The organism is Streptomyces sp. NPDC055632 (assembly GCF_053618675.1).
This window is the reverse complement of sequence record NZ_JBSHHY010000003.1, coordinates 170527-194710: the sequence shown is the minus strand read 5'-3', so window position 1 is coordinate 194710 and position 24184 is coordinate 170527. Positions and strand designations below refer to the sequence as shown.

Annotated in this window: 26 protein-coding genes, 1 pseudogene and 1 riboswitch; of the genes and pseudogenes, 12 read left to right on the top strand and 15 right to left on the bottom strand. The window is 73.2% G+C overall.

Annotation, left to right across the window (positions count from 1 at the left end; genetic code table 11):
* Nucleotides 1-22: 22 nt before the first annotated feature.
* Nucleotides 23-778 carry a decaprenylphospho-beta-D-erythro-pentofuranosid-2-ulose 2-reductase gene (locus ACWGSR_RS06110; RefSeq protein ID WP_453563869.1) on the top strand — a complete coding sequence of 252 codons (756 nt, stop codon included), beginning with the start codon at nucleotides 23-25 and terminating at the stop codon, nucleotides 776-778.
* Between the two features lie 37 nt (nucleotides 779-815).
* On the opposite strand, the gene ACWGSR_RS06105 is transcribed toward ACWGSR_RS06110, so the two are convergent.
* The 3 genes from ACWGSR_RS06105 to ACWGSR_RS06095 all read right to left on the bottom strand — a co-directional run bounded on the left by ACWGSR_RS06105 (nucleotide 816) and on the right by ACWGSR_RS06095 (nucleotide 4164).
* The gene (locus ACWGSR_RS06105) at nucleotides 816-1412 is read right to left on the bottom strand and encodes a 2'-5' RNA ligase family protein (RefSeq protein ID WP_453563866.1); all 597 of its coding nucleotides are present in this window, start codon (nucleotides 1410-1412) and stop codon (nucleotides 816-818) included.
* A 128-nt stretch (nucleotides 1413-1540) separates the two neighbouring features.
* Nucleotides 1541-2554, bottom strand: a complete 1014-nt coding sequence (gene trpS, locus ACWGSR_RS06100) for a tryptophan--tRNA ligase (RefSeq protein ID WP_376242452.1) — start codon at nucleotides 2552-2554, stop codon at nucleotides 1541-1543.
* A 308-nt stretch (nucleotides 2555-2862) separates the two neighbouring features.
* Complete coding sequence (locus ACWGSR_RS06095; RefSeq protein ID WP_453563863.1) at nucleotides 2863-4164, bottom strand: serine hydroxymethyltransferase; 1302 nt, start codon at nucleotides 4162-4164, stop codon at nucleotides 2863-2865.
* Between the two features lie 72 nt (nucleotides 4165-4236).
* Nucleotides 4237-4327: riboswitch (ZMP/ZTP riboswitch) on the bottom strand.
* 107 nt (nucleotides 4328-4434) lie between these two features.
* Between ACWGSR_RS06095 and rocD the strand changes: the two genes are divergently transcribed.
* The 3 genes from rocD to ACWGSR_RS06080 all read left to right on the top strand — a co-directional run bounded on the left by rocD (nucleotide 4435) and on the right by ACWGSR_RS06080 (nucleotide 6410).
* Nucleotides 4435-5640, top strand: coding sequence for an ornithine--oxo-acid transaminase (rocD, locus tag ACWGSR_RS06090; RefSeq protein WP_376242456.1), 1206 nt, complete (start codon nucleotides 4435-4437; stop codon nucleotides 5638-5640).
* Nucleotides 5641-5757: 117 nt separating this feature from the next.
* Nucleotides 5758-6018, top strand: a complete 261-nt coding sequence (locus ACWGSR_RS06085) for a hypothetical protein (protein WP_432085645.1) — start codon at nucleotides 5758-5760, stop codon at nucleotides 6016-6018.
* Nucleotides 6018-6410: a PIN domain-containing protein gene (locus ACWGSR_RS06080; RefSeq protein WP_453563859.1), complete on the top strand. Its 393-nt coding sequence runs from the start codon at nucleotides 6018-6020 to the stop codon at nucleotides 6408-6410. The genes ACWGSR_RS06085 and ACWGSR_RS06080 overlap by 1 nt, the downstream gene beginning before the upstream one ends.
* Nucleotides 6411-6467: 57 nt before the next feature.
* On the opposite strand, the gene ACWGSR_RS06075 is transcribed toward ACWGSR_RS06080, so the two are convergent.
* Together ACWGSR_RS06075 and ACWGSR_RS06070 are read right to left on the bottom strand one after the other, a co-directional pair.
* Entirely contained in the window at nucleotides 6468-7652 is a 1185-nt protein-coding gene (locus ACWGSR_RS06075; protein ID WP_376242462.1) for a glutathionylspermidine synthase family protein, read from the bottom strand.
* 12 nt (nucleotides 7653-7664) lie between these two features.
* Complete coding sequence (locus ACWGSR_RS06070; protein WP_376242464.1) at nucleotides 7665-7952, bottom strand: hypothetical protein; 288 nt, start codon at nucleotides 7950-7952, stop codon at nucleotides 7665-7667.
* Nucleotides 7953-8082: 130 nt separating this feature from the next.
* Between ACWGSR_RS06070 and ACWGSR_RS06065 the strand changes: the two genes are divergently transcribed.
* Complete coding sequence (locus ACWGSR_RS06065) at nucleotides 8083-8931, top strand: DMT family protein (RefSeq protein ID WP_376242500.1); 849 nt, start codon at nucleotides 8083-8085, stop codon at nucleotides 8929-8931.
* 70 nt (nucleotides 8932-9001) lie between these two features.
* Nucleotides 9002-9709, top strand: coding sequence for a hypothetical protein (locus tag ACWGSR_RS06060; RefSeq protein ID WP_453563856.1), 708 nt, complete (start codon nucleotides 9002-9004; stop codon nucleotides 9707-9709).
* A gap of 140 nt (nucleotides 9710-9849) precedes the next feature.
* Here ACWGSR_RS06060 and ACWGSR_RS06055 read toward each other — a convergent pair whose 3' ends face one another.
* The gene (locus tag ACWGSR_RS06055; RefSeq protein WP_453563853.1) at nucleotides 9850-11208 is read right to left on the bottom strand and encodes a hypothetical protein; all 1359 of its coding nucleotides are present in this window, start codon (nucleotides 11206-11208) and stop codon (nucleotides 9850-9852) included.
* A gap of 139 nt (nucleotides 11209-11347) precedes the next feature.
* Between ACWGSR_RS06055 and ACWGSR_RS06050 the strand changes: the two genes are divergently transcribed.
* The 4 genes from ACWGSR_RS06050 to ACWGSR_RS06035 all read left to right on the top strand — a co-directional run bounded on the left by ACWGSR_RS06050 (nucleotide 11348) and on the right by ACWGSR_RS06035 (nucleotide 13393).
* Entirely contained in the window at nucleotides 11348-11578 is a 231-nt protein-coding gene (locus ACWGSR_RS06050) for a hypothetical protein (protein WP_453563851.1), read from the top strand.
* Entirely contained in the window at nucleotides 11575-11853 is a 279-nt protein-coding gene (locus ACWGSR_RS06045; RefSeq protein WP_453563848.1) for a hypothetical protein, read from the top strand. Before ACWGSR_RS06050 ends, ACWGSR_RS06045 begins: the two co-directional genes overlap by 4 nt.
* Before the next feature lie 238 nt (nucleotides 11854-12091).
* Nucleotides 12092-12226 (top strand): hypothetical protein, encoded by a 135-nt coding sequence (locus tag ACWGSR_RS06040; protein WP_383366352.1) that lies wholly within the window; start codon nucleotides 12092-12094, stop codon nucleotides 12224-12226.
* Nucleotides 12227-12235: 9 nt separating this feature from the next.
* Nucleotides 12236-13393 (top strand): methyltransferase domain-containing protein, encoded by a 1158-nt coding sequence (locus tag ACWGSR_RS06035; protein WP_453563845.1) that lies wholly within the window; start codon nucleotides 12236-12238, stop codon nucleotides 13391-13393.
* 194 nt (nucleotides 13394-13587) lie between these two features.
* Here the strand turns inward: ACWGSR_RS06035 and ACWGSR_RS06030 are convergent, their stop codons facing one another.
* Nucleotides 13588-13866: a GntR family transcriptional regulator gene (locus ACWGSR_RS06030; RefSeq protein WP_453563843.1), complete on the bottom strand. Its 279-nt coding sequence runs from the start codon at nucleotides 13864-13866 to the stop codon at nucleotides 13588-13590.
* Between the two features lie 178 nt (nucleotides 13867-14044).
* Here ACWGSR_RS06030 and ACWGSR_RS06025 point away from each other — a divergent pair, with 178 nt between their 5' ends.
* Nucleotides 14045-14422 carry a hypothetical protein gene (locus ACWGSR_RS06025; protein WP_453563840.1) on the top strand — a complete coding sequence of 126 codons (378 nt, stop codon included), beginning with the start codon at nucleotides 14045-14047 and terminating at the stop codon, nucleotides 14420-14422.
* 271 nt (nucleotides 14423-14693) lie between these two features.
* On the opposite strand, the gene pdxR is transcribed toward ACWGSR_RS06025, so the two are convergent.
* A complete protein-coding gene (gene pdxR / locus ACWGSR_RS06020; RefSeq protein WP_453564206.1) occupies nucleotides 14694-16055 on the bottom strand; it encodes a MocR-like pyridoxine biosynthesis transcription factor PdxR in 1362 nt (453 codons plus the stop codon).
* Between the two features lie 218 nt (nucleotides 16056-16273).
* Here pdxR and catA point away from each other — a divergent pair, with 218 nt between their 5' ends.
* Complete coding sequence (catA, locus tag ACWGSR_RS06015) at nucleotides 16274-16942, top strand: type A chloramphenicol O-acetyltransferase (RefSeq protein ID WP_376242482.1); 669 nt, start codon at nucleotides 16274-16276, stop codon at nucleotides 16940-16942.
* Nucleotides 16943-16957: 15 nt separating this feature from the next.
* Here the strand turns inward: catA and ACWGSR_RS06010 are convergent, their stop codons facing one another.
* The 7 genes and pseudogenes from ACWGSR_RS06010 to ACWGSR_RS05980 all read right to left on the bottom strand — a co-directional run bounded on the left by ACWGSR_RS06010 (nucleotide 16958) and on the right by ACWGSR_RS05980 (nucleotide 24161).
* Complete coding sequence (locus ACWGSR_RS06010; RefSeq protein ID WP_453563838.1) at nucleotides 16958-17905, bottom strand: serine/arginine repetitive matrix protein 2; 948 nt, start codon at nucleotides 17903-17905, stop codon at nucleotides 16958-16960.
* A 1-nt stretch (nucleotide 17906) separates the two neighbouring features.
* Nucleotides 17907-18287, bottom strand: coding sequence for a hypothetical protein (locus ACWGSR_RS06005; protein WP_376242486.1), 381 nt, complete (start codon nucleotides 18285-18287; stop codon nucleotides 17907-17909).
* Nucleotides 18280-20055 carry a hypothetical protein gene (locus ACWGSR_RS06000; protein ID WP_453563835.1) on the bottom strand — a complete coding sequence of 592 codons (1776 nt, stop codon included), beginning with the start codon at nucleotides 20053-20055 and terminating at the stop codon, nucleotides 18280-18282. Before ACWGSR_RS06000 ends, ACWGSR_RS06005 begins: the two co-directional genes overlap by 8 nt.
* Nucleotides 20056-20380: 325 nt before the next feature.
* Nucleotides 20381-21370 (bottom strand): malate dehydrogenase, encoded by a 990-nt coding sequence (locus ACWGSR_RS05995; protein ID WP_376242490.1) that lies wholly within the window; start codon nucleotides 21368-21370, stop codon nucleotides 20381-20383.
* Nucleotides 21371-21550: 180 nt separating this feature from the next.
* Nucleotides 21551-22618 (bottom strand): DUF2690 domain-containing protein, encoded by a 1068-nt coding sequence (locus ACWGSR_RS05990; RefSeq protein ID WP_453563832.1) that lies wholly within the window; start codon nucleotides 22616-22618, stop codon nucleotides 21551-21553.
* Between the two features lie 252 nt (nucleotides 22619-22870).
* A pseudogene (locus tag ACWGSR_RS05985) lies at nucleotides 22871-23248 on the bottom strand (DUF3017 domain-containing protein); the annotation flags it as partial.
* 52 nt (nucleotides 23249-23300) lie between these two features.
* Nucleotides 23301-24161 (bottom strand): bifunctional methylenetetrahydrofolate dehydrogenase/methenyltetrahydrofolate cyclohydrolase, encoded by an 861-nt coding sequence (locus ACWGSR_RS05980; protein WP_376242494.1) that lies wholly within the window; start codon nucleotides 24159-24161, stop codon nucleotides 23301-23303.
* Nucleotides 24162-24184 lie beyond the last annotated feature (23 nt).

Sequence of the window (24184 nt, the reverse complement as noted above, 5' to 3'; positions counted from 1 at the left end):
AGGACCCCTCTAGGAGCTGATCGTGAAGGACGCCTTCGGCGCACCGCAGTCCCTGCTCGTCCTCGGCGGCACCTCGGCGATCGGGCTCGCCACCGCCCGCCGGATGATCGCCCGGCGCGCCCGTACGGTCCACCTGGCGGGCCGCCACTCCCCCGCCCTCGACGCCGCCGCCGCGTCGCTGCGGGCGCTGGGCGCCGAGGTGCGGACGGTCCCGTTCGACGCGCTCGACCCCGGGTCGCACGAGGAGCGGCTCGGCCCGGTCTTCGCGGAGGGCGACGTCGACATGGTGCTGCTGGCCTTCGGGGTGCCGGGCGACCAGGCGCGCGACGAGTCCGACCCGGTCGCCGCCGCCCGGGTCGCCGGGACCAACTACACCGGCGCCGTCTCGGCGGGCCTGGTGTGCGCGGGCGCGCTCCAGGCGCAGGGGCACGGCTCGCTCGTGGTGCTCTCCTCGGTGGCGGCCGAGCGGGCCCGCCGCGCCGACTTCATCTACGGCTCGTCGAAGGCGGGGCTCGACGTCTTCGCCCAGGGGCTCGGGGACGCGCTGTACGGGACCGGGGTGCACGTGATGGTGGTGCGGCCCGGCTTCGTGCGCTCGCGGGCGACGGCGGGGCGCCCGGAGGAGCCGTTCGCGACCACCCCGGAGGAGGTCGCGGGCGCGATCGAACGGGGGCTGCGGCGGCGCTCGGAGACGGTGTGGGTGCCGGGGGCGCTGCGGATGGTGACGGCGGCGGTGCGGCACGTGCCGAGGCCGCTGTACCGGCGGCTGCCGGTGTGAGCCTTCCGGTGGCCCCTCAGGGGCTCGGGGTGGCCCCTCAGGGGGTCGGCGTCGTCGTCGGCGTGTCGACCGGGCTGCCGCCCTGGGCCGGGACGGCGCGGGTCGGGTGGCCGCTGCCGAACTCGTAGTCGCACAGCTTGCGCCACACCTGGTCCGCGCCCTGCTCGTACAGCGCGAAGGAGCGGCAGGTCCAGGCCGCCTCGTAGCCGGCGAGCTCCTCGAACGCCCGGTCCATCCCCTCCTCGGAGATGCCGTGCGCCACGGTGACGTGCGGGTGGTACGGGAACTGGAGCTCGCGCACGAGCGGGCCGGCCTCGTCCCTGATCCGCTGCTGGAGCCGGTCGCAGGGGGTGACGCCCTCCGCCAGCTTGACGTAGACCACCGGGGAGAGCGGCCGGAAGGTGCCGGTGCCCTTCAGGCGCACGGGGAAGGGCTGGTATCCGGTGGCCACGCGCGCGAGGTGGGCCTCGATCTCCGGCAGCCGCTCCCGGGGCACCTCGGTCGGCGGGACGAGGGTGACGTGGGTGGGGATGCCGTGCGCGGCCTGGTCCCCGAAGCCGGCGCGCCGCTCCTGGAGCAGGCTGCCGTAGGGCTCCGGGACCGCGATCGAAACGCCGAGCGTTACGGTCCCCACGTCGTTCTCCTCCGTCGTCTCGGTGCGTCTCGGTGCGTATCGGTGCCGTCGCGCGTGCGGGTCGGCGTGCGGGTGGTGCAGCCGCCAGTGTGCGGCCTGCACCACCCTCGTGGCCAGGGTCCCAGGACTCAGTGCTTGGCGGGCAGGAAGCCCATCCGCTCGTACGTCTGCGCCAGGGTCTCGGCGGCGACCGCGCGGGCCTTCTCCGCGCCCTTGGCCAGGACGGAGTCCAGCGTCTCCGGGTCGTCCAGGTATTCCTGGGTGCGGGTCCGGAACGGCGTGACGAAGTCCACCATCACCTCGGCGAGGTCCGTCTTGAGCGCGCCGTACATCTTGCCCTCGTAGTCCCTCTCCAGGTCGGGGACGCTCTTCCCGGTGAGGGTGGAGAGGATGCCGAGGAGGTTGGAGACGCCGGCCTTGTTCTCCGGGTCGAAGCGGATCACCGTGTCGGTGTCGGTGACGGCGCTCTTGACCTTCTTCGCGGTGACCTTCGGGTCGTCCAGGAGGTTGATGAGGCCCTTCGGCGTGGAGGCCGACTTGCTCATCTTGATCGACGGGTCCTGGAGGTCGTAGATCTTCCCCGTCTCCTTCAGGATGTGCGGCGAGGGGATCGTGAAGGTCTCGCCGAAGCGCCCGTTGAACCGCTCCGCGAGGTCGCGGGTCAGCTCGATGTGCTGGCGCTGGTCCTCGCCGACCGGGACCTCGTTCGCCTGGTAGAGCAGGATGTCCGCGACCTGGAGGATCGGGTACGTGAAGAGGCCGACGGTGGCGCGGTCGGCGCCCTGCTTGGCGGACTTGTCCTTGAACTGGGTCATGCGGGAGGCCTCGCCGAAGCCGGTGAGGCAGTTCATGACCCAGCCGAGCTGGGCGTGCTCGGGGACGTGGCTCTGGACGAAGAGGGTGCAGCGCTCCGGGTCGAGGCCGGCGGCGAGCAGCTGGGCGGCGGCGAGCCGGGTGTTGGCGCGCAGCTCGGCCGGGTCCTGCGGGACCGTGATCGCGTGCAGGTCCACGACCATGTAGAAGGCGTCGTGCGTCTCCTGGAGGGCGACCCACTGGCGGACGGCGCCGAGGTAGTTGCCGAGGTGGAACGAGCCGGCGGTGGGCTGGATTCCGGAGAGCACACGGGGACTGTCAAAGGCCATGCACATCATTCTCTCAGGTGCGGGACCGGTCCCCGCCCGACCGATGCGTCAGGCGCCGCCCGGCCGGTGGGACGGGTCCCACCCGGCCGGTGGGGCGGGCCCCTTCCGGCCGGTGCGACGGGTCGTCCGCGGCCGGTGCGGCGGTTCTCCTCCGGCCGGTGTGTCGGGTCCCGCCGGCCGGTGTGTCCGGGGTACGCGCGGGGGCGCGGCTCCGGTCGCGATGGCCGTGGTCCGTGGCGGATGAGACCAGGAACACAGTGCGCGCGACGGTCCGCGCCCCCTCTCCGGCGGTCGCCGGATCAGCCGGATCAGACGGGCAGGCCCGGGGCCGGGAAGGCGGCCATCAGGTCGGCGACCTCGGCGCGGATCGCGGCGAGGGCGTCCTCGTCGCCCCGCCCGGCGGCCGTGACGCCCCGGTCGATCCAGTCCGCGACCGACGCCATGTGCCCGGTGCCGAGGCCGCGGGAGGTGAGGGCGGGAGTGCCGATGCGGATGCCGGAGGGGTCGAAGGGCTTCCGGGGGTCGAAGGGGACGGTGTTGTGGTTGACGACGATGCCGGCCCGGTCGAGGGCCTTGGCGGCGATCTTGCCGGGGACCTGCCGGGAGGTGAGGTCCATGAGGATCAGGTGGTTGTCGGTGCCGCCGGAGACCAGGTCGAGGCCGCGGGCGAGGAGCGCCTCGGCGAGGGCCTTCGCGTTGGCGACGACGGCGTGGGCGTAGGTGCGGAAGGACGGCTGGGCGGCCTCGCGCAGGGCGACGGCGATGGCGGCGGTGGTCTGGTTGTGCGGGCCGCCCTGGAGGCCGGGGAAGACGGCCCGGTCGAGGGCCCTGGCGTGCTCCTCGCGGGCCATGAGCATGGCGCCGCGCGGGCCGCGCAGGGTCTTGTGGGTGGTCGTGGAGATCACGTCCACGTGGCCGGCCGGGGAGGGGTGGGCGCCGCCCGCGATCAGGCCCGCGATGTGGGCGACGTCGGCGACGAGGACGGCGCCGGCCTCGCGGGCGATCTCGCCGAAGGCGGCGAAGTCGATGGTGCGGGGCAGGGCGGTGCCGCCGCAGAAGATGACCTTCGGACGCTCCTTGAGGGCGAGTTCGCGGACCTCGTCGAGGTCGACGCGGCCGGTGTCCGCGCGCACGCCGTACTGGACGCCCCGGAACCACGAGCCGGTGGCGGAGACGCCCCAGCCGTGGGTGAGGTGGCCGCCCATGGGCAGGGCCATGCCCATGACGGTGTCGCCGGGCTCGGCGAAGGCGAGGTAGACGGCGAGGTTGGCCGGGGAGCCGGAGTAGGGCTGGACGTTGGCGTGGTCGACGCCGAAGAGGGCCTTGGCGCGCTCGACGGCGAGGGTCTCGACCTGGTCGATGTTCTGCTGGCCCTCGTAGTAGCGGCGGCCGGGGTAGCCCTCGCTGTACTTGTTCTGGAGGACGGTGCCGGAGGCTTCGAGGACGGCGGCGGAGACGTAGTTCTCGCTGGGGATGAGGCGCAGGGTGTCGGCCTGGAGCCGCTCCTCGGCGCCGACGAGGGCGGCGAGTTCGGGGTCGGCGGCGGCGAGGGCGGGGTGGGCGGCGGTCCCGACGGTGGTGGTCGTTCCAACGGCGGCGGTGGTGGTCACGGTGGTGTCCTCCGGGCGTGGGCGGGGTCCCGGGGCACTGCGTGAGGCGCGGCGCCACGCGGGACTTCGGTCCCGGGACGCCCAGGCGGGCGGCGCCTCGTGTGGTCTGCCGCGCACGGCTCCCCCGGGGTCGCTTCCCCGTACGCCAGTCGCCGTGCGTGCCGTCAGCGTAGCGGCCCGGCCGTGTCGGAGGTTTCCCCGTCCGGTATGCGAGCGACGATAGGAAAAGGGGGCACATCCACCCCGGGCCGCAGGACGAACGGAGATCCCGTGTCGAGGACAGAAGACGCGATCGCTTCCGCGGAGGCGCACAGCGCCCACAACTACCACCCCCTTCCGGTCGTCGTCGCCTCGGCGGACGGCGCCTGGATGACCGACGTCGAGGGGCGCCGGTACCTCGATCTGCTCGCCGGGTACTCGGCGCTCAACTTCGGGCACGGCAACCGGCGTCTGATCGACGCGGCGAAGGCGCAGCTGGAGCGGGTGACGCTGACCTCGCGGGCCTTCCACCACGACCGGTTCGCCGACTTCTGCACGCGGCTCGCGGAGCTGTGCGGCAAGGAGGCGGTGCTGCCGATGAACACGGGGGCGGAGGCGGTGGAGACGGCCGTCAAGACGGCCCGGAAGTGGGGGTACGAGGTGAAGGGCGTGCCGGACGGGCACGCGAAGATCGTGGTGGCGGCGAACAACTTCCACGGCCGGACGACGACGGTCGTGAGCTTCTCCACGGACCACGAGGCGCGGGACCGCTTCGGGCCGTACACGCCGGGGTTCGAGATCGTGCCGTACGGGGACCTGACGGCCCTGGAGGCGGCGGTCACGGAGAACACGGTGGCGGTGCTCCTGGAGCCGATCCAGGGCGAGGCGGGGGTCCTGGTGCCGCCGGCCGGCTATCTGCCGGGGGTGCGGGAGCTGACCCGGCGGCGGAACGTGCTGTTCGTGGCGGACGAGATCCAGTCGGGGCTCGGGCGCACGGGGAGGACGTTCGCGTGCGACCACGAGGGCGTGGTGCCGGACGTGTACCTGCTGGGGAAGGCGCTGGGCGGCGGGGTGGTGCCGGTGTCGGCGGTGGTGGCCGACCGGGACGTGCTCGGGGTCTTCCGGCCGGGCGAGCACGGGTCGACCTTCGGCGGGAACCCGCTGGCCTGCGCGGTGGCCCTGGAGGTGATCGCGATGCTGCGGACGGGCGAGTACCAGGAGCGGGCGGCGGAGCTGGGCGACCACCTCCACGCGGAGCTGGGGCTCCTGGTGGGCGGCGGCGCGGTGGAGGCGGTGCGGGGGCGCGGGCTGTGGGCGGGCGTGGACATCGCCCCGTCGAAGGGCACGGGCCGGGAGATCTCGGAGCGGCTGCTCGACCGGGGGGTCCTGGTGAAGGACACCCACGGCTCGACGATCCGCATCGCCCCGCCGCTGGTCATCTCGAAGGAGGACCTGGACTGGGGTCTCGAGCAGTTGCGGGGGGTGCTGGCGGACTGAGGGCGGCCGCCCGGTGCCGGGGCGGGACGGCGAGGCGTGCACGGAGGCGCCGCGCCCCGGTGGGCGGTCTCCGCAAACCGCCCACGGAGCTTTCCTACCATCGGTAGCATGGGCAGCATGAGTGGTAGCAAGAAGTACTCGATCAGTCTGCCCGAGGAGCTCGCCGAGACCGTGCGCGCCCAGGTCGGACCGGGCGGCTTCTCCGCGTACGTCGCTGAGGCTCTGGAACAGCGCCTGGCGATGGAGCGGCTGCGTGAGATCGTCACCGACTTCGAGACCGATCACGATCCGCTGACCCGCGCCGAGGTCGAGGCCGCCCGGTCCGTCCTGCGCCACGACGCGGCCCAGGACGGACCGGCGGGCGGGGTCGCCGCCTGATGCCCGGCACCCTGCTCCTGGACAGCGAGGGCCTTTCGAAGCTGTACCTCAAGGACCGGACGGTCCTCGCCTTCGTCCAGGCCGCCACGGAGGAGGGCGTGCGCGTCGCCACCACGGTGATGACGCGCCTGGAGGCCGACCACGACCGCGTCCACCCGGCCCGGGTCCAATGGGTCCTGTCGCGGATCGACGTCCACCCCGTGACCAGGGAGGTCTCCGACGAGGCGGCCCGCCTCCTCCGCGAACACCGGCTGCACGGTCACAAGGACGCGATCGACGCCGTCCTGGCCGCCGTCGCCCGTGCCGCCCGGTCCCCCGTCACCGTACTGACGTCCGACCCCGAGGACCTGACGCTGCTGTGCGGGCCGGCGGTCCGGATCCTCAAGGTCTGACCGTCACAGGAACACGTACGGTCACGGAATCACCTACGGACACCGGTTCACGCGCGGTCAGAGGATCACGTGCGGGAGGAAGCGGGCGTACTCGTCGGTGACGGGCCCCGCCGACTCCCGGATGCCGAGGCCCGCCGCCTCGCCCTCGACGACCCACGCGCCGAGGACCACCCGGTTGCCGTCGAAGTCGGGCAGCGGGGCGAGGCCCTGGTAGCAGTAGGGCTCCCCGTCCCGTACGAAGGGCTCCGTACCGGCCTCGTGCAGGGTGACGCCCTCGCCCTCCCGGCCGAGCAGCGGTTTGGCGGCCCAGCCGGTGGTGGTGGCGAGTTCGCGCGGCCCGTCGAGGTAGGCGGGCAGCAGGTTGGGGTGGCCCGGGTGCAGCTCCCACAGGATCGCGAGCAGCGCCTTGTTGGAGAGCAGCATCTTCCAGACGGGCTCGATCCAGCAGGTGGTGCCGGTGCCGCCGCCGTTGTCGAGGGTGTCCAGGACGTGCGGGCCGAAGCGGTCGGTGGTCAGCCACTCCCACGGGTAGAGCTTGAAGCAGCTGCGGAGGAAGCGGAGCCGGTCGTCGACGAAGCGGCCCGAGAGCCGGTCCCAGCCGATCTGCTCGACGGAGAGCGCCTCGGTCTCCAGGCCGGCCTGCTGGGCGGTCTCGCGCAGGTACGCGACCGTCATCAGGTCCTCGCCGAGCTCGTCGCCCTCCGAGTGCGCGAAGTGCACGGGGCCGGGCGGCAGCAGGCGGGCCTGCCGCTTCCAGGCGTCGACGAGCCGCTCGTGGAGGGAGTTCCACTGGTCGGCGCCGGGGAACCGCTCCTCCATCCAGAACCACTGGGCGCTCGCGGCCTCCACGAGGGAGGTCGGGGTGTCGGCGTTGTACTCCAGCATCTTGGCCGGCCCGGTGCCGTCGTAGCGGAAGTCGAACCGGCCGTAGATCGAGGGGAGTTCGTCGCGCCGCCGCCAGGACTCGGCGATGAGCCCGGCCAGCCGGGGGTCGGTGACGCCGAGCTCCGCGAAACGTCCCTTCTCGACGATGTGCGCGGCCGCCGCGAGGGACATCTCGTGCAGCTCCTCGACGACCTCCTCCAGCGCCTCGACCTCGGGCAGGGAGAAGGAGTAGTACGCGCTCTCGTCCCAGTACGGGCGCAGCGAGCCGTCCGGGTAGCGGGTCAGGGGGTAGACGACCCCCTGCGCCTCGACCGTCCGCTGCCAGTCCGGGCGGGGTTCGATGGTGTGGCGTTCCATGCCCCGGCCGCCTCAGCCGCCGCCGGTGCGGGAGCAGCCGAAGCCGCCGCTGTCGACGGCGGTCTTGTCGAAGCTGCCGCCGCTGACCTTCTGATCGCTGACGGAGCCGCCGTAGTAGTAGGAGCCGCGGGGAGAGCTGCTGCTCCCGCTGCCGCCGCCGTCGCACTCGTAGCGGGGCAGCTGCTCCCGGGTCAGCCGGTCCACGCACCGCTTGTCCGGTTCGGAACCACAGGCCGTGATCGTCATCGCCAGCAGGCCCATCCCGCCGAGCACCACCGTGCTCGACCTCAGCCTCCGCATGTCTGTCACCCTCCCCCTTCGCGGTCGCGATCCTCACGGCCGCGCCGCTCACGGTCACACATGCCGCGACCACCAGTCCAGTCCGGTGCTTTCCGCCCGCAGGACCTAGAGTCGTTTCGTGCTCCTCGGGATGATTTGTGCGTTTGCTTCAGCCATCTGCTACGGCACGGCGTCCGTCCTCCAGGCGGTGGCGGCCCGTGCCGCGGAGCCGGGCTCGGGCGGCGGGGTCGATGTCGCGCTGCTGTGGCGGGCGGTGCGGCAGTGGCGATATCTCGCCGGTCTCTGCCTGGACGGGCTGGGGTTCGTCCTCCAGGTCGTGGCCCTGCGGACGCTGCCCATCTACGTGGTGGGCGCGGCCCTCGCGGCGAGCCTGGCGGTGACGGCGGTCGTCGCCTCGCGGGTGCTCCGGGTGCGGCTGAGCCGGGTGGAGTGGACGGCCGTGGCCGTGGTCTGCGCGGGGCTCGCGATGCTGGCCCTCGCCTCGGGGAGGGAGGGCCACCGGGCGGGCCCGGAGGCCCTGGACTGGGCGCTCCTGGCCGTCGTGGCCGGGATCCTGCTGCTCGGCGCGGCGGCCGGCCGGCTGCCGGACCGCCCGCGCGCGCTCGTCCTCGGCCTGGGCGCGGGGTTCGGCTTCGGGGTGGTGGAGGTGGCGGTCCGCCTGATCGACGGGATCGACCTGGCGGATCCGGCCCTGTACGCCCTGCTCACGGGTGGCGGGGCGGCGTTCCTGCTCCTGACCTCGGCGCTCCAGCGGGGCTCGGTGACGACGGCGACGGCGGGCATGGTGCTCGGCGAGACGATCGGCCCGGCGGTGGTCGGCGTGGCCTGGCTCGGCGACACGACCCGCGCCGGCCTCGGCTGGCTCGCGGTCACCGGCTTCGCGGTGGCGGTGGCGGGCTCTTTGACGCTGGCGCGGTTCGGGGAGGCGCCGGAGCCCGAACCGGGGGCGGGGGCGGGGGGTTCGGACGGGCGCGGGTAGGGGGCAGCTACGAGGATCCGGGCGTGCGGACCGGCACGGGTGAGGAACGGCCGCGTGCGATGATCCGGCCGTGCTGGAGCAGATCGAAGCGGTGGACTGGGGCGCGGTACCGGGCCCTCCCGGGTGGTACGAGCCGGAGCGCGTCGGCCGCGGCCTGCGGGTCCTCTCCGGGGCGTCGAACCTGGTGCGCGCGGCGGAGGCCGGGGCGCTGCTCGGCTGTGGCGGGATCGTCCACGACCACAGCGGCACGGTGTTCCCGGCGGCCACGCTCGCCGCTCCCCTGCTCCTGGACATCGCCCGGCGGGGCCACCCGGCGGCGAGGGACACCGCGCTCGTACTGCTCGACGAGGCCCTGTGGTTCCCACCGCACGCCGGGTACGAGCGGGTGGCGACGCCCGACGGCACCGCGGTGCCGCTCTGCTGCGCCCTCGCCCACCACCTGCGCGCCCACGCCGACTTCCTCACCGGCCTGGGCGGGACGGGCAGGTCGCTGCTGGCCGACGCGGCCGCGCACTGGCGCTTCGAGACACGCGAGTGCGTCGCCGACGGTGGCGGCACGGCGGCCTTCGGCACCCTGACCGGCCGCTTCCCGGAGGGCGCGCGGTCGGCGGAGCTGCACCACGGCGGGAACACCACCGTACTGAACGGCCTCACCCTGGAGTACCCGCCCGAGGACGACTCCCCCGAGGCGTGCCTGCGGATACCCGACCGGCATCCGGACGAACTGCCACCGGGCGCGCTCCTGCTGCCGGCGGGGTGCGGGGACCGGGTGCGCTGAGGGAGGTGATGCCCGGAGGGGCTTCCGGCCCGGGCAGTCGTGCCTCCCCCGCAGACTCATGCTCGCCGAGCACATGCCCTTCGTGACCTTCCGGCCCTGAGCAGGGCACCCCCTCCCTTGCCAGACGCACCCGGTCCGCTCTACGCCGCCTTCAGCTCCGCCACCGTGCGGATGCGATCGCGCAGGTCACGGACCACGGGTGAAGTACGCGGCATGGTGAGGACCCGCAGTTTGTCGAAGTGCTCGTCGCCCCGGGCCGTCGACAGAACCTCGTAGTCGTCGAGGAAGCGCCCCCACGTCGCGCACGCCTCCTCCAGGTGCCCGTACTCGTACTGCCTCTGGGCGAGTACGGCGTTGGCGTGCAGCCTGCCCTGGCGTTCCGTCGGGGACATGACCCGGATGGAGGTCTTGAGCGCGCGGATGGAGCCCGCCAGGTCCCGCGATTCGTAGTGCACGTGCGACACGTGGAACTGGAACGCGGCCTGGTCGTACCCGCCGACGGCGTCGCGCCGGGAATCCGCCTGCGAGAGGGCCGTCTCGGCCTCCCCAAGCCGTGCGAGGGCTCCACGGCGGTCGCCGACCATGGAGGAGGCGTGCGCCTGCTGCCCCCGGAGGAACGCGACGAGGCGTGGGCCCGCCTGGGGTGCCGCCTCGGCGGCCGAGTCGGCGTACTCCAGGGCCTTCCGCCCGTAGCGGAGGTGGGAGGCCTGCAGGCTCATTCCGCGCAGCGTCCGGCAGTAGGTGAGCTGGTCGCCCGATTCCCGTGCCAGGTCCAGTGCGTGCAGGTAGTAGGTCTGGCCCAGACCGTGCGCCCGCTCGTACATGGCCATCCACCCGGTGAGGTAGGTGAGGTCCGACGCGGCGGAGAGCATGTCGCGGTGGACCGCGTCCGAGGTCTCCGCGCGCAGGTAACCGGCGACCGTGTTGACGAGGAAAGCGGCGGCCATCGGCCGCGCGTGTCCGCCGCCGAGTTCGTCGAGGATGTCCGCGATCTTGTCCGTCATCCGACGGACGGTCTCGACTTCGCCCCGCCCGATGCGGCCGGTGGGCCTGGTGAGGCGTTCGCGGTCGTCGGCGTGCGCCTGCGACACGAGAGCGGAAAAGGCCGGAACAGTGAGGGCGGCGGAATAGAGACCCGCGGCCAGAAGCTTGCGACGGGACGGGTTCATGTCGTCCTTCCCGAGATCGATCAGGGACTCCACAGTGTCCCGACGAGAATCGCTTTGATCTCCTGTCGGGCGTTGCAACCCCGCTTCCGCATAGGTCACCGGACGCCCCAGCCGTCGTTCGAGAACAGCAAGAATCACCGGCCTGACCTGGAGCTTCGGCTGAACGCCCTGCTTCCACTGAGAAACGGACGGCTGGCGGTAGTTGAGCGAGAGACCGGCCTCCGTGCCCAAGCGGTTCACGGCGTGGGCGAACTTCGTTTCCGAGTATCCCGCCTGGTCGAGCAGGGTGCAGAGCCCTTGATTACGCCGTTCTTCGGAAGCTGTGGCCACGCCAACCCCCAGCGCTTATGAGTCTTATGTTTTGGCCTCCCCTCAACGGTACCGGTCCAAGCGCCTCGCACGGTTAGGTCGATGTGCACGAACGATCCGCATGGACGGGAACAAGCCTGTTCCCCACGGGAGGTGAGGCATGGGCAGCGACGAATGGGTTCTCACGGTGAAGAGTTACGCGGTGGACACCAGCGATGGCACACCCCGGCTCGGCCGGGTGACGCGCCACTACGAGGGAAGCGTGTACCTCCACCCTCCGGGCGGCGGCGCCGAGTGGGCCGCGTCGCCCGATGAGGTGCGCCGGCCCACCGAAGCCGAATGGGCGCGGATCCGTCTCGTCACCACTCCCGTACGGGTGGTAGAGGCGTGACCGGAGGACAGGGCCTCCTCGGGGCGGTGCCGCTCGTGCTCTCGGCGGACCACGAGTTACGCCCGCGTCCCGAACCGGCCCCCGGATGCACCCCGTGCGCGTACTTGGCGAGCTGGTTCGACCACTACATGCGCAGGGGCCCGCAGCACGACGAATCCGCCGCCGTGGACTGCGCGGTGGAGATCCGGAACCATCCGCACGACCCGCCGAAGATGACCATGAAGGGGTCCGCCCCGTCCACGATCGGCACGCAACGACGGAGCGCGACACCGTGATCCGGGTCTTCGTCCTGATCGAGTGGACCCTGCGCCCCCACCGGAAGCGTTCAAAGGCTTCCGGGGTTCCTCGGGGGCCGCCCGGGCGATGGGCGGGCACAACCGGATCGAACCGGCGCCCCACCGACTCTCAAAGCAGCGCAACCGCCTTGGTGAGATCCACACGGGAACACGAGATCACTTGGCGGGCTCCCAGGAAGTCCAGCAGGAAGTCCAGACCGAAGAAAGGATCGACATCATGGGTTGGGGAACGGGCAAGGGCGGAAGCGGCGGAAGCGGACAGCACTCCGGGAACAAGGACCCCGGCGAGTCCAAGCCGTCGCCCGACACCGTCAAGCCGAAGGACCCGCCGAAGCACAAGAAGGACAAGTAGGCGATCGCGATGAACGACAGTTCGACGGACATCGCCCTTCGTGCACTCCTCGGTGAGGTGAGCGCCGACCTGGGCGACCTGGAACCGCATCTGGCGCAGGCCGCATGGGCGGTGAGGCGCCATCGATTCCTACCCGGCCGGTTATGGATCGGGGATGACCTGAAACCGTGCGACCGCGCGACTTCGCCGGAGAGTTGGTTGCGTGCCGCGTACGCCGACGAGCCGGCCGTGACACAGGTCAACGACGGGGAGAGCCCGGACGGAGAACGGTGGTCGTCGAGTTCCGCAAGTGCCCCGAGCATCGTGTTCCGCATGCTCCGCATGCTGGACGCGAGGCCGGGACACCAGGTCCTGGAGATCGGCACGGGGACCGGATGGAACGCGGGGCTCCTGACCCATGTCGTCGGCCCGGGCAACGTGACGAGTGTCGAGGTGGACCCCGTACTGGCGGCGGAAGCCCGGGGTCGGCTGCGCGAGGAAGGGCTCGACACGACGGTCGTCACCGGGGACGGGGCGGAAGGGGACACGGGCAACGCTCCGTACGACCGCCTCGTGGCCACTTGCTCCGTGCGCTCCGTCCCGCGTCCGTGGCTCACTCAGGTGAAGCCCGGCGGCGTGATCCTCACACCGTGGGAATCGCCCTGGCTCTGCTTCGGGTTGCTCCGCCTGGCCGTGAACGGCGCGGTCGCGGAGGGACCGTTCTCGCCGTACTCCGCGTTCATGCTCATGCGGGGACAGCGGACCGACCTCCGGATCTTCCGGGACGTCGTACGCGACGACCACCAGCCCGACGAATCGACCACCCTCCTTTCACCCCGAAAGGTGGCCGGGAGCGACTTCGACGCACAGTTCGCCATCGGCCTTCGACTCCGGGACGTATGGCGGGCGTGGCACGAGAACCCTGTGGAAGGGGTCGAGACCCGGCTGTGGGTCGCAACGACGGACGCCACGTCATGGGCGGCCGTGGACTGGGACGGGAAGTCCAACGACCGGTTCACGGTATGGCAGTACGGGCCCCGCCGACTGTGGAACGAGGTGGAGGTGGCCTACGCCTGGTGGACGTTGCACAACCGTCCGGGCCCGGACCGATTCGGTCTGACCGTGACCCCTGAGGGGGAGACGGCGTGGCTGGACACGCCACGTCGGCCCGTTCCCGCGTCTGGCTGATCGCAAGGCCGGCCCCGTCCGTGCGCTGTTCCATGGCGCGCGGACGGGGCTCCCCTGTTTTGCAGAGCGGATCCGTGTCGCGGCGCACGGTCATGCACTGCCGGATCCCGCTCCGGAATCGGAAGAGACGTCCGGAACGGACGTGATCGCCCGCCCTGCGAAGTACGGACTGCCTTCCTCCCCCGGGAGGCCGCCTAACCGTTCCGGCGCTCGTCCTCACCAGTCCGGTCGGCAGGCTCGGTCACGTACGAGCCCCGGCCCGTCACGGTGTAGATGAGCCCTTGCTCGCGGAGTACCGAGAGAGCACGGCGAGCGGTTTCCCGCGCGACGCCGTACAACTCCGTCAACTCCTTCTCCGACGGAAGCGGACGCCCCGGGAGCAAGTCACCACGCTCGATCTCGTTGGCCAGATCGGCAGCGATCTGTCGGTAAGGAGGCTCCGGGGCCCGGTGATCAATTTCTCTCGCTGACATGGCGAAAGCGTAGACAACGCGCTGCCACTCACCTTTCATCTAGGCAAGTACAGATGGACCTAGACACACCTAGACAGGTTGCCTTAGCGTGACCCTTGACACAGAGATGCCCCGGCAGACCGCTTAGGACCGGTCTGCCGGGGCTTGCCGAGACAGCTGGAAGAGAGCTGAAACGACCATGCGTGATGCTATCGCCCGTGCCCTTTCCTGGGTGCTGGCCCTCCTCGTTCCCCGCCGGCTCGGGCGCCACAGCGCCGCGTTCCTCGCCGATCGGGTCGAGCCCGTACGCGACGAGCCCGTACGCACCGACCCGTGGTCCAAGCCCTGGCCCACCCCGGCCCCCGAACACGTCCGCGCCCGGTACGCCCCGCTGCGCGGTGAGGACGTGGCGCTCATCCGTCCGTACTGCCGCGCGGGCGGCGCGGTGGACCTCGGCCTGATCTGCGAGCGCCGCCGCGCCGCCGTCCTCGCCACGCTCGGCGTGGACTGGCCCTACGGCTACGACGGGGACCACTTCGAAGCCCTCGCGGCGGCCGCCAGGGCGGTACCCGCGTGACGCGCGACGGGCTGACCGGCCCTGGCCCCTATCTCTCCGGCGCGGTGTGCTGCCGTTGCGGGCGGCGGACCGACGTTCCCGTGGAAGTGGGTTACCACGAGCGCCAGAGCGGGCCGGGCGTCGCGGTGTACGCCTGTCCCGAGCACGCCGTGGCCGTGGTCCCCGGTCCGGTACCCGGCGAACTGGAACGGGACGTCTGACCCCGGCAAGCGCCGAAGAGCCCCGTCCGGTCACCCGCCGGGCGGGGCTCCTCCCCGTACGCCCGCCGGCCTCAGGGCAGCACCCGGCACAAGACCTCCAGCGCTCCCGGCCACGCGCTGTCCGACGGGGTGGCGTAGCCGACGACGAGGCCTGCCGGGGGTGGGGGTGCGGTGGGGCGGCGGTAGTGGGAGAGGCCCTCGACCGCGAGGCCGTGGCGGGCGGCGGCGCGCAGGGTCGCCTCCTCGGTGCCGGGCGGGAGGGTCAGGACGGCGTGCAGGCCGGCCGCGATGCCGCCGACCCGGATGGCCGGCGCGTGCACGGCCACCGCCGCCACGAGCTGGTCGCGGCGGCGCCGGTAGCGCAGCCGCATCGCCCGTACGTGCCGGTCGTACGCCCCCGAGCCCAGGAACTCCGCGAACGCGAGCTGGTCCGGCGCGCTCGGCGCCCCGTGCACGGATCCCCTCGCCGCCACCCCGTCCACCAGGTCCTCCGGCAGGACCATCCACGCCAGGCGCAGGCCGGGCGCGAGGGACTTGCTCGCGGTGCCGAGGTACACGACCCGCTCCGGGTCGAGGCCCTGGAGGGCCCCCACGGACTTCCCGTCGTAGCGGAACTCGCCGTCGTAGTCGTCCTCCAGGACGAGGCCGCCCGAGGCCCGCGCCCAGTCGACGACCGCCGCCCGCCGGTCCGGGGGCAGCGCGCCGCCCAGCGGGAACTGGTGGGCCGCCGTCATGAGGACCGCCCCGCAGTCCGCGAGGTCCCCCAGCGCCTCGACGTCCGTGCCCCGCTCGTCGGTGGGGAGGGTCGGAGTGCCCAGGCCCGCTCCTGTCAGGATGCCGGCGTGGAGTTCCAGGCCGTACGGCTCCACGGCCGCGGCCCGTACGCCGCGCTCCCGCAGCGCCCGGCCGAGCAGCGTCAGCCCGTGCGCGAACCCGGCGCAGACCACGATCCGTTCGGGCCGGGCGTGCACGCCCCGCGCGCGGGCCAGGTACTCGGCGAGCGCGGCGCGCAGTTCGGCCCGGCCGCGCGGGTCCCCGTACCCGAAGGCCTCGTCGGGCGCGGCGGTGAGCGCCCGCCGGTACGCCCGGAGCCAGTCGGCGCGGGGGAAGGACGCCAGGTCGGGGGCGCCCGTCACGAGGTTGTGCGCGGGAGCGGCCGGGGTCGGGGGAGGGACGGGGGGCCGGTGGGGCGGCCGGGCCCCGGGGTCCGCGCGGCGGGCCACCCGGGTGCCCGAGCCCTGCCGGGCGGTCAGCCAGCCCTCGGCGACCAGTTCGGCGTACGCGTCGGCGACCGTGTTGCGGGCCGTGCCGAGGTCGGCGGCGAGCGAGCGGGAGGACGGCAGCCGGGTCCCCGCCGCCAGGCGCCCGCCGCGCACCGCCTCCCGCAGGGCCTCCACGAGGCCCGCGCGCAGCCGCGTCCCCCGGAGCTCCAGGTGGAGGTCGGAGCCGAGGACGGGCCGGTCGCCCGCCCGGAGCTCCGGGGCGTTCGCCTCGTCCGGGTCCTTCGGGGCGTTCGCCTCGTCCGGGTCGTTCGGGTCGTTCGCCTCGTCCGGGTCCTTCGGGTCGTTCGCCTCGTGCCTCACGGAGAGGGACCATATCCCTTCGCCCGATAATGACTTGAGGCGATCACGGCGGTGGGGATGATGGTCCGATGGACGCTCCCCTCCCGATCGACCTGGAAGCATGGCCGCGCCGGCAGCACTTCGAGCACTACCGCCGGGCCGTCCCGTGCACGTACTCGATGACGGTGGAGCTCGACGTCACCGCGTTCGCCGCCGCGCTGCGCCGGTCCCCGCGCAAGACCTACCTCGCGCAGGTCTGGGCGCTCTCCACGGTCGTCAACCGCCACGACGAGTTCAGGATGTGCCTCACCGCCTCGGGCGAACCGGCCGTCTGGCCCGTCGTGCACCCCGCCTTCACCGTCTTCGACCCGGAGCGCGAGACGTTCGCGTGCGTGTGGACGCCCCACGACCCCGACTTCGGCGCGTTCCACGACGCGGCCGCGCCCCTGCTCGCGGAGCACGCCCGCGCCGGCGAATTCTTCCCGCAGGGGTCGCTGCCGCCCAACGCGTTCGACGTGTCGAGCCTGCCGTGGACGTCCTTCACCGGGTTCAACCTCAACATCGGCGGCGGCTGGGACCACCTCGCGCCGATCTTCACGCTCGGCCGGTACGCCGAGCGGGACGGCCGGGTCCTGCTCCCCCTCGCCCTCCAGGTGCACCACGCCGCCGCGGACGGGTTCCACTCGGCCCGGCTCGTCGAGGAGCTCCGGGCCCTCCTCGCCGATCCTTCCTGGGTCGAGGAGGGGCCGGGGCCCTGAGCGCCGGACCGGAGGTCAGTACGGGCCCGGCTCGAAGAACTCCAGGGCCACCCGCAGCACTTCGCGCTGCTTCGGCCAGTCCTCCTCCGGGCCCGCCGCCAGGATCGCGTAGTGGTTGCCGTCCGCCGCCGTGAACGCCCGGTCGACCACCTTGCGGCGGCCCCCCTCGCGGTCGTACGCGTACACCAGCTCGACGGAGTCGTCCGGGGCGTCCGGTTCGCCGGTGACCCGTTCGAGGCTGATCTCCTCGTACCCGGGCTTGGTGGCCTTCCCGTCCTGCGAGGTGCCGCGCAGGGCCTCGTACGGCGTCAGGCCCGTCTCGGTGACCACGAAGACCTGGAGGAGGCTCCGGCCGTCCGGCGCGTTGTAGAAGACGCCCTGGTCGTTCTCGGTGCGGTGCCAGTCCTCGGGGATCGCGAGCGTGAAGCTCTTGAGGTCCTTCACCGTCCGGTAGCCGGGCGGGGGCGTGCCGTCCGTGGGGGTGCCGGAGGAGCTCGGTGTCCCGGAGGGCGTGTCCGTCGTCTCCGGCGTCTCCCCCTCCGGGGCCGGGGCCGGGGCCGACACCGAACCCGGCGGGCCCGCCGCCGGGTTCTTCTGCCCGTCCCCGCCCCAGAGCAGCCAGCCGCCGACGGAGCCCGCCGCCAAAACGGCCACGGCCACCCCGGCCGCGACCGCCGTCCGCCGGGAGGAGCGGGGCGGGGGCGGGGGCGGCGCGTACTGCCATTCGCCCGTCTCCGGTACGTACCGGGGCCCGTGTTCCGGCGCGTACCCCGGTCCGTGCGCGGGCGCGAACGGCGCGGGCGGCGCGGACGGCGGTGGAGGCGGCGGCAGCGGCGGGAGGAGCGGGCCGCCGGCGGGTCCGGTGCCGGGGGCGGGCCCGGCGGCCGGGGCGCCCGTCTCCCAGCTCTGCGTCTCGTCGTTCCAGTGGGCCCCGCCGCCCCCGCCTCCCCCGTACCCGCTCATCTCATCCTCCGAGGAGGGCGCCGACGGCCTGCCCCACGGCCACGCCCGAGGCGAGGATGCCGGTCACGGCGCCGGCGTCCGTGAGGGCGCGGCGGAGGCGGGTGAGGCGGCCGGCGTCCGCGCGGCCGGTGCCCTCGATCTCGTCCTCGGCGTCGGAGAGTTCGGCGTCCAGGGCGGCCGTCTGCTCGGAGGCGACGACGCCTCCCAGGTCGGTGCGCAGGCGGCGGATCGCCCGGAGCAGCTCCTCCTGGAGGGGGTCGCGGGTCGGCTGGGCGCCGTTCACGGTGTTGGTGACGGTGTTGTGGTCGCCGATGGTGACGTTGCCGCCGGTGTTGGAGACCTGGATGCCGTCGCGGCGCGGGGTGCTGTCGGTGTCAGCCACGGTTGCCTCCGGGCGTCGAGGTGGTGAAGGTCTTGTTGGTGACGGTGTTGTTGTTGCCGAGGGTGACGTTGCCCCTGGTGTTCTCGATGAAGGTGCCGCCCTCGGCGACGTGGACGATCTTCTGCTCGAACTCGGCGGTCTCGTAGCCGGCTTCGCGGAGCGCGACCGTCACGCCGTTCGCGACCCGGTCCTGGACGCTCTTCAGGTAGCGGCTGACGTCCATCTCCTGGAACAGGGAGGCGTCGTCGTCGGAGCCGAGCTCGCGGACCGAGACCTCGGGCCCCTCGGGCAGGGCGTGGGCGTGGCCCGCGGTGAGCAGCCGCCAGGCGTGGCCGAGCGAGCGCCAGAGGGTGACGACGGCCTGCCCGGCGGAGCGCGGGGTCTGGCCGAGGGCCCACACGGCCTTGCCGAAGTGGTGGTTGTGCCGGTAGCGGTGGGCGATCCGGTCGGCGTACCGGTAGAGCGGCTTCACCGGCCGCAGGACGTGCGGGGCGACCTCCAGCATCAGCATGCCGCCCTGCGTGTGGACGCGGACGAAGACGGTGGTGACGATCTCCTCGCCCCAGCCGCCGACCCGGATGCGGAGGAAGTGGCGGCGGGTCTCGCCGCCCTCCTCGATGGAGCCCGAGCGGTGCGCCTCGAAGCCCTCGGGGGTGTAGGGGGCGGCGGTGCGGGCCGGGAGGCCGTCGACGGGCAGGAAGACGACCTCGTCGATCTCCAGGTCGCGCAGCCGGTCCCGTACGGCCGCCTGGATCTGCGGCGAGCCGTGCGGGGAGGGCACGCGCAGCGCCTCCACGAGCGGGACGACGTGCCGCATGATGGCGCTGTTGTCGAGCGGTTCGGGCGCCTCGCCGTCGAGGTTCTCGCGGGGGCGCAGCTCGATGGAGAGCGACCAGGGCTCGTACGGTTCGCCGGCGCCGCAGAACGGGTCGTCGGCGCCGTACATGATCAGCCGTGCGTGCTGCTCGATCCGGATGCGGTCGCGCAGCCGGCGGGAGCGGGCGCCCTCGGCCTGCTCGGCCGGATCGGCGCGCTGGTCGGGGAAGCGCTCCTTGGAGAGCTCCTGGGTGAGCGCGCGGGCGAACTGGCCGCGCTGGACGGCCACCGCCCAGGCGACGAGCAGCGGCACGGCGACGGTGATCCACGCCTCCAGCCTGCCGACGCCCCACACCTCCTCGGCGGCCAGCTGGGACAGGGCGCCGAGGAACTCGCCCGCCTCGGAGAGGTCGCCGAGGATCTCCCATCGCTCCTCCTCGTCGCCGACGGCGAGGAAGAGGAGGAACAGCGCGCCCTGGAGGAGCATGAGCCGCCCGTACCAGCGCAGGAGGAAGGCGGGCACCAGGCGGTAGACCGGGGTGGCGGCGGTGGCGGCCCGGCCGCGGATCCAGCGGGCGATCCCGAGCAGCAGGAAGGGCACGACGAGGAGGAGCACGAGTCCCTTGGTGAGCGGGAACGCGATGATCCAGAGCGCCAGGATGCCCGCGGCCCAGCCGAGTTCGACGCGGCGGGCGCGCAGCGCGTGGGCGAGGACGCGGCTCGCGTCGTAGCCGAGGGAGGGGGCGGCGAAGCGCTCCTCGTGGACGTAGAGCTGGTCGATGACCGCGTCGCGGAAGCCGTCGTCGAGGTACGTGCCGGCGCAGAGCAGCCGGGTCGCCTCGCTGGTGGCCGGGTGGGTGCCGGGCGGCGGGGCGGTGCCGTGGGGCGGGGTGCCGGACGGCGGGACGCCGGGTGGCTGTCCGGGCTGCTGGGGTACGAACGACTGCGCCAAGGCTCCCCCGATGGTGTGCAACTGTCCTCAGCTCCCGTGGAGTGGACCGGGAGCCGGTGGCACAGCATAGGGGAGGCGGGGGCGCCCTGTCGGGGGAAAAACGGCGTGGGGGGGCGGTGCGGAGGGCATGCGGAGGGGCTGTAACGCGGGGCGTGCGGAGGAGCGGTGCGCGGGGCGTACGGAGGAGCGGTGCGCGGGGCGTACGGAGAGGCGGTGCGCAGGGCGGTGCGCAGGGCGGTGCGCAGGGCGGCGCGAAAAACGGCGCCCCCGGTCCGTACGGTCGGTCGTACGGGCCGGGGGCGCCGGAAATGCGCGAGGAACGGGCTCAGATGAGGCCGAGCTCGCGGACCGCGTCGCGCTCCTCGGCGAGCTCCTGCACGGAGGCGTCGATGCGGGCGCGGGAGAAGTCGTTGATCTCCAGGCCCTGGACGATCTCGTACTTGCCGTCCTTGGTGGTGACGGGGAAGGAGGAGATGAGGCCCTCGGGGACGCCGTAGGAGCCGTCCGACGGGATGCCCATGGAGGTCCAGTCGCCCTCGGCGGTGCCGTTGACCCAGGTGTGGACGTGGTCGATGGCGGCGTTCGCGGCGGAGGCGGCGGAGGACGCGCCACGGGCCTCGATGATCGCGGCGCCGCGCTTGGCGACGGTCGGGATGAAGGTGTCGGCCAGCCACGCCTGGTCGTCGACGACCTCGGCGGCGTTCTTGCCGGCGATCTCCGCGTGGAAGACGTCCGGGTACTGGGTCGCGGAGTGGTTGCCCCAGATGGTGAGGCGCTTGATGTCCTCGACGGAGGCGCCGGTCTTGGCCGCGAGCTGCGACAGCGCGCGGTTGTGGTCCAGGCGGGTCATCGCGGTGAAGCGCTCGGCCGGGACGTCCGGGGCGGCGGCCTGGGCGATCAGGGCGTTGGTGTTGGCCGGGTTGCCGACGACGAGGACCTTGATGTCGTCCGCGGCGTGGTCGTTGATGGCCTTGCCCTGCGGCTTGAAGATGCCGCCGTTGGCCGCGAGCAGGTCGCCGCGCTCCATGCCCTTGGTGCGGGGGCGGGCGCCGACGAGCAGCGCGACGTTGGCGCCCTCGAAGCCCTGGTTCGGGTCGTCGAAGATGTCGATGCCCTTGAGCAGCGGGAAGGCGCAGTCGTCGAGCTCCATGGCGGTGCCCTCGGCGGCCTTGACGCCCTGCGGGATCTCGAGGAGGCGCAGCTTGACCGGCACGTCCGCGCCGAGCAGGTGGCCGGAGGCGATGCGGAAGAGCAGCGCGTAGCCGATCTGGCCGGCCGCGCCGGTCACGGTGACATTCACGGGAGTGCGGGTCATGGCGATCTCCGTAAGACAGCTGGCGGTGGGGGTCCCTGCCCCTGGTGCGGGATACCCCTCTTGATCGATCGGTGTCTCGACGTGAAGAGATATCCAGCGGTCAGGCTATCCGACCCGGACCCTCCTGAATCCCCACCCCCTTGTGGTCCGGCTCACTGCCACCCGTCCGCGCGGGCCCTCCTACGGGCCCGCCGTACAGGCCCCGGTGCCGTCCGCGAGGGTGCCGCAGGCGCGCGCGGCCGCCCCCGGGGCGACGGCGAGCATCGGGGTGTACGCGTCGGTCCCCGTCGCCGCCGTGTCGGCGTCCTCGGGGACGGTGGCGCGTTCGGTCGCGCCCGCGACCTCGACGGAGACGGTGTCGCCGGGGGCAGCGCCGGTGATCCGGGCCCAGGAGGCCGAACAGGCGGCGCTGTGGCGGACCTCGACGCCGGCGGTGCCCACGCGGGCGCGTGCGACGGTGACGGCGAGGGGCCCGCCGCACCCCATGGCCTCGGGGTCCCGCCCGGCGCAGTCGGCCCCGGAGCACTTCACCCCCGCGGGGAGGGCGGTACGGGGCGGGGGGCCGGGGGCGGAGGTGGAGGTGGTGGACGGTGCGGCCGCACGCCCGTCGGCGGCCCCGTCCGGCCCGTCGCCGCCGCCCAGGTCGACGAGGAGCAGGGCGGCGGTGACGACGAGCAGGGCGCCGAGGATGCCGACGGCGTGGAGGAGGACGGTGGTGCGGCGGGTGCGCGTGCCGTGCCCGGGGGGAGGCGGGGGTACGGGGGCCGGGATGCGGTGCTCGCCCTCGGGCGCCGGGATGCGGTGCTCGCCCTCGGGCGCCGGGATGCGGTGCTCGCCCTCGGGGACCGTCGACCGGGGCGCGGGGGACGGGATGCGGTGCTCGTCCTCGGGCGCCGGGATGCGGTGCTCGCCCTCGGAGGCCGTCGACCGGGGCGCGGAGGACGGGACTTCGGGAGCACCGCCGCCGGAACCCCCGTCCCCCGCCGCGTACCGCCCCCGCGTCCGTTCCCACCGGATCGTGAGGTCGGACGGGTCCGCGCCGGTCGCCTCCGCGAGGGCGGTCACCGCGCCGCGCGGCAGCGGGCGGCGGGCGGTCAGGTACGCGTCCCACGAGGCCCGTTCACGGCCGGTGCGTTCGGCGACGGCCGCCACGCCGAGGCCGCTGCGGTCGATCAGCCGGCGGATCCGCTCGGTGAACGCGCGGACCTCCGGGTCGAGTTCGTCCGGAAGCGCCTTCCAGCCAGGCATGTGCGGCCCCCTCGCCCCTGCTCTCGTCGCCCGCCCCGTCCGCCACGTCGAAGGATGGCAGTTCCGGGGGCGACGCGCCCCAGCGAAGGGGAAGAGGTGGCGGAATGGTCACTTCCGTGCCACAGCGCGCCGACGGGCCTTGAACCGGCATTGGCACGTACATGACCCTTGATCGCGACGGCGCCCGCCCTCCCACGGGGGAGAGGGCGGGCGCCGCACTCGTCGACGGACGGGGCCGGACGGGGCCGGTTCCTACGTCACCGTCAGATGGAGCACGTCCTCCAGGAACGGGATCCGCAGCCAGGGACCGGGCTGCACCATGAGCGCGAGCAGCACGATCAGGGCGCCCATCACCCCGTACGTGATCATGTCCGTGAAGCGGGACCGGACCGCCAGCATGCCCACGGACGCCACCGTCCGCCGCATCACGGCGCCGAGCAGGAGCGCGGTCCCGACCAGGATCGTCCCCACCCGGAAGGACTGCGGGAACGCGTCCGCGCCCACCACGAGCAGTCCGGCCCCGGCGACGCAGAGGACCGTGAGCAGCGGCCACTGGCGCGCGGGCGCCGGGGCGGCGCCGGGCGCGGCCCGACCGCCGCCCTCGGGACGCGCGGTGTCGGTGGTGACGGTGGGCGGCCGTCGGTGCGGTCCGCGTCGCATCCGGAGGCTCCCCGGGGTCACGTCAGAGCGCCGCGGCCGCGCGCTCGGCGGCCTCGACGACGTTGACGAGGAGCTGGGCGCGGGTCATCGGGCCCACGCCGCCCGGGTTCGGGGAGATCCAGCCGGCGACCTCGGCGACGCCCGGGTGCACGTCGCCGACGATCTTCCCCTCGGCGTTGCGCGAGACGCCGACGTCGAGGACGGCCGCGCCCGGCTTGATGTCCTCGGGCTTGATCAGGTGCGGGACGCCGGCCGCCGCGACGACGATGTCGGCGTTGCGCAGGTGCGCCGCGAGGTCCCGGGTGCCGGTGTGGCACTGGGTCACGGTCGCGTTCTCGGAGCGGCGGGTGAGCAGCAGCGGCATCGAGCGCCCGATGGTGACGCCGCGCCCGACGACCACGACCTCGGCGCCGTTGATCTCCACGCCGTGGCGGCGCAGCAGGGTGATGACGCCGTTGGGCGTGCAGGGCAGCGGGGCGGGCTCGTTGAGCACCAGGCGGCCGAGGTTGGTCGGGTGCAGCCCGTCCGCGTCCTTCTCCGGGTCCATCAGCTCCAGGACGCGGTTCTCGTCGATGCCCTTGGGCAGCGGGAGCTGCACGATGTAGCCGGTACAGGCGGGGTCCTCGTTGAGCTCCCGCACGACCGCCTCGATCTCCTCCTGCGTGGCGGTGCCCGGCAGCGTGCGCTGGATGGAGGCGAGGCCGACCTCGGCGCAGTCGCGGTGCTTTCCGGCCACGTACTTCTGGCTGGCCGGGTCGTCGCCGACGAGGACGGTGCCGAGTCCGGGCGTGACGCCCTTCTCCCTGAGGGCCGCCACACGGACGGTCAGATCGGACTTGATCGCGGCTGCGGTGGCCTTGCCATCGAGAATCTGGGCGCTCATGGAGCCATCTTCCCGGATGCCCC